We start from the raw sequence: 3,732 nt of genomic DNA, 5'->3' as shown, positions 1-3,732 counted from the left end.
CCTCAAGGTAGCCATCGAAAATACGCTTGGCTTCGTCACGTTCGGCGCCATGACCCCAGCCGGTACCAAAATTGCCGGCGCCCAGTGCCAGTTCCGAAACCCGCAAGCCGGTTTTGCGGCCGAATACTTTGTAATGCATGGGATGACTCCTGAGGAAACACGCCGGGATTGAATTTAAATGTCTAGCGACATGTATTAAATATGATGCCTATAATTTTTGTCGTCAATACACTTTTCCCTAAGAGGTTAGACGGGGCGACCACCGGCCTCTCAATGAACAGGGCAAGATCACTCGGAGGAGCGCAGCCCCGTAGCAGCCTCGCAGGCTCGACAGCTGCTGCAGTCCGTACGCAGGTTTCGGCAGGTGCTAAATAAGGGACGTATACTGCCGCGCATGAATGTCGACTCTCCGTTAACCGCCTGGCAGCACGCCATCGAGCACAAGGGTTTTGTCCAGGACGAAGCCCAGGAGCACGCCGTGTGGGCGCTGCAAAAATGCCACGAAGCCTTGCATGAAGGGCGAACGCCAATTATAGGCGTTTATCTGTGGGGGCCGGTCGGGCGGGGCAAGACCTGGTTGATGGATCAGTTCTATCAAACCCTGCGCGTGCCGGCCCGACGTCAGCATTTCCACCATTTCATGGGCTGGGTGCACCAGCGCTCGTTTCAACTGACCGGCACCGCCGACCCGTTGAAAGCGCTGGCGCGTGAGTTGAGCGAGGAAGTGCGGGTGCTGTGTTTTGACGAGTTGTTCGTCAACGACATCGGTGACGCGATCATTCTCGGGCGCTTGTTTCAGGTGATGTTCGAACAAGGTGTGGTTGTGGTGTGTACCTCCAACCAACCGCCGGATCAGCTCTACGCCGATGGCTTCAACCGCGACCGCTTTGYGCCCGCCATCGAAGCGATCAAGCAACACATGCAAGTGATTGCCGTGGAGGGCAGTGAAGATCATCGCCTGCACCCGGGCACTGCGTTGCAACGTTACTGGGTGAGCGATGCCGCGCATCCCGACGCGCTCGGCGACGTGTTCAAGGCGCTGACCATTGGCCAGTCCGTGTCCAGCGAGCCGGTCACGGTCGGCTACCGTCAAGTCAAACCCGTGCAGGCCAGCGCCGGCGTGCTGTGGTGTCGGTATGCCGACCTGTGCGAGCAACCCTTTTCAGCCATGGATTTCATGGCCCTGTGCGACACCCACAGCGCTATTCTATTGAGTGATGTGCCGAACCTCAGCGCGCAAAAACGTGAAGGGCGCATTGCCCGAGGCACCGAAGACGCTGCCGAACACGTTGTTGCGGGAGATCGCGAACTGCCGCAACTCTCGGTGCACGACGATGGCGTGCGGCGTTTCATCGCACTGGTGGACGAGTGCTACGACCGCAAAGTGCCGCTGTACCTCGAAGCGCAGGTGCCGATGGAGGCGTTGTACACCGAGGGTTATCTGCAATTCCCGTTCCGTCGCACATTAAGCCGTTTACAGGAAATGCAGCTGCAACGTTTCGCTGAAGCCTAGTTTCCGGGAGCCGCGAACATGAATCAGCCCCTGTCTCATCATCTGCTGACCATGGCTTATCAAAACGCCTGGGCCAATTACCGACTGGCCAAGGCGTGGAGCCAGTTGAGTCCGCCTGAATTGTCAGCGCCCCGTGTCAGCTTCTTTCCCAGCCTCATCGCCACTCTCAATCACATCCTGACCTGCGACTGGTTTTACGTGGATGCGCTGGAGCGCGAGTTGCGCGGTGACGATCCGCATCATGATTGCTACGTTTTTTTCAAGGTTGACGTGCCGTGCACTGTCGGCGCTGATCTCAGGCGCGAGCAATCACTGGTCGACAATCGATTGATCGCTTACTGCGAGCAACTGCGCGACGCCGACCTCGGGCGAATCGTGACCATCGCCCGGGACACGCCGCAACATGACAGCCGTTTGCGCCTGCTGTCCCATCTGTTCGAACACCAGCTTCATCATCGCGGCCAGGTCCATGCCATGCTCAGTGGCACCTCGGTCGCACCGCCGCAACTGGACGAGTTCTTCTGTGCGGGCGAGTCGGGTCTGAGGGCGGCGGATTTTGCCGAGCTGGGATGGACCGAGACGCTGATCTGGGGCGTTTGAGGCAGGATCAGGTTGTCGGCGATGGCGACTCGCGATAATGTCCTTCGACTTTGCGGCGCGATTGACGCGCCGGGACCACTCGACGGGATAGCAACGATGGGAAGGGAATCCGCAGACATTCTTGTACTTCAGGCCAGCTACACCAACCCGGTGCACGCCGAGGCGATTGGCGTGGTGCTCAATGCCTATGCGCAAGACCCTATGGGCGGCGGACAGGCGTTACCCGAGGATATTCTGCTGCAATTACCGGGGGAGCTGGCCAAGCGTCCCCACGCCTTCAGTGTGCTGGCCTTTGTCGACGGCGCGCCGGCCGGGCTGGTCAACTGCTTCGAAGGGTTTTCGACCTTTGCCTGCCGGCCGCTGGTCAACGTGCACGACGTATCGGTGGTGCCGCAGTTTCGCGGCCTGGGGCTGAGTCAGAAGATGCTGCAAAAGGTTGAGGACATTGCCCGCCAGCGTGGCTGCTGCAAGATCACCCTGGAAGTCCTCGAAGGCAATGCGGTTGCACAAGCGTCCTACGGCAAGTTCGGTTTTGCCGCCGGCATGTTCGACCCGGCGCATGGCCGCATGCTGTTCTGGACCAAAAGTCTGTAAGCGCGCTTGGACGTTTTGATCGGGCATAAAAAGGGCGTCTCTCGGGACGCCCGGCCGACTTGAATTACTTCGGCTTATAGGACTCGGTCATTTGCGCGGTTGGGTCGCTGGGGACTGGCAGTTCAATGTTTTTGATCTCGAAGCCATTTGCCTTCTGTTGGGCGAGATGCAAACGCTCGTAGTAGAACCGCATGCGTTCGCCGCCGTGTTCTGCAAAGGCTGAGGCTGAACTGAAGATCAACAGGCTGGCGAGGATCAGGGGTATACGTTTCATGGGTGAGTCTCCCATTACGTGTAGCGGGGGCCTTTCGTCCGTGAACCAATATCGAAATGACATTATCCCCCGATTTGCTCAAATGGGAATGAGCGCGACAGAGTCCCCCGTCCAGGCTCTATGTGACGGTATGTAGCGAGAAGGTAGCGCAGCAAAAGGGGCCGAAAGCGGCCCCTGAATACATCTACTTTTGAACGACTGCCGGATCGGTTTTCGGCTTCATCAGGCTGAAGTCGATCAGTGGACGCGCTTCACGCTCATAAGGGTTGCCGATCATCAACGGGCGCGGCTTGAAGCTGGCGCTGACCAGGCTCTTGCTGCGGTCCAGTTCATCGGCATTCAAACCGGCCAGATCCGCCCAGGTATGAATCAGCTGCGAGCTGCTGTAAGGCCGACTCAAGTCAGCGGCAAAGCTCCAGTCATGGTTTTCACGCCATTTTGGCGAAGCCCAGGCCATGAAGGGGATGGTGTACATCGGCGCGGTCGGTTTGTTCTCGTTACGCCCAAGGGTCGTGTGACCGACGGAGTCGAACACATCTTCGCCGTGGTCGGAGAGGTACAGCAAGAAGCCATTCGGATCGGACTTGGCGTAGTCCTTGATCAGGCTGGACACCACGAAATCGTTGTACAGCACGGCGTTGTCATAGCTGTTGTACGTCGGCACCTGGTCGTCACGCACGCCGACCGGCACACCATTACGATCGGTGAACTTGGCGAACGCGGGTGGATAACGGTACTGGTAGCTCATGTG

5 protein-coding genes and 1 pseudogene are annotated in these 3,732 nt (G+C 58.4%); 3 read left to right on the top strand and 3 right to left on the bottom strand.

Annotated features, from left to right (window positions below):
- Nucleotides 1-139, bottom strand: a pseudogene (locus AC1DRJ_RS21430) (aldo/keto reductase); the annotation flags it as partial.
- 255 nt (nucleotides 140-394) lie between these two features.
- Here AC1DRJ_RS21430 and zapE point away from each other — a divergent pair.
- From zapE to AC1DRJ_RS21415, 3 genes are all read left to right on the top strand, one after another.
- Nucleotides 395-1,513 carry a cell division protein ZapE gene (gene zapE, locus AC1DRJ_RS21425; protein WP_477803900.1) on the top strand — a complete coding sequence of 373 codons (1,119 nt, stop codon included), beginning with the start codon at nucleotides 395-397 and terminating at the stop codon, nucleotides 1,511-1,513.
- Between the two features lie 18 nt (nucleotides 1,514-1,531).
- The gene (locus AC1DRJ_RS21420) at nucleotides 1,532-2,113 is read left to right on the top strand and encodes a DinB family protein (protein WP_477803899.1); all 582 of its coding nucleotides are present in this window, start codon (nucleotides 1,532-1,534) and stop codon (nucleotides 2,111-2,113) included.
- Between the two features lie 96 nt (nucleotides 2,114-2,209).
- Nucleotides 2,210-2,707 (top strand): GNAT family N-acetyltransferase, encoded by a 498-nt coding sequence (locus tag AC1DRJ_RS21415; protein ID WP_477803898.1) that lies wholly within the window; start codon nucleotides 2,210-2,212, stop codon nucleotides 2,705-2,707.
- Between the two features lie 64 nt (nucleotides 2,708-2,771).
- On the opposite strand, the gene AC1DRJ_RS21410 is transcribed toward AC1DRJ_RS21415, so the two are convergent.
- Complete coding sequence (locus AC1DRJ_RS21410) at nucleotides 2,772-2,981, bottom strand: hypothetical protein (RefSeq protein ID WP_477803897.1); 210 nt, start codon at nucleotides 2,979-2,981, stop codon at nucleotides 2,772-2,774.
- A gap of 184 nt (nucleotides 2,982-3,165) precedes the next feature.
- A partial coding sequence (locus AC1DRJ_RS21405; protein ID WP_477803896.1) for a sulfatase-like hydrolase/transferase occupies nucleotides 3,166-3,732 on the bottom strand: 567 nt, incomplete at its 5' end.

Source organism: Pseudomonas sp. P5_B2, from assembly GCF_056400445.1.
The sequence above is the reverse complement of the archived record's forward strand: the minus strand, read 5'-3'. Positions and strand labels throughout refer to the sequence as shown.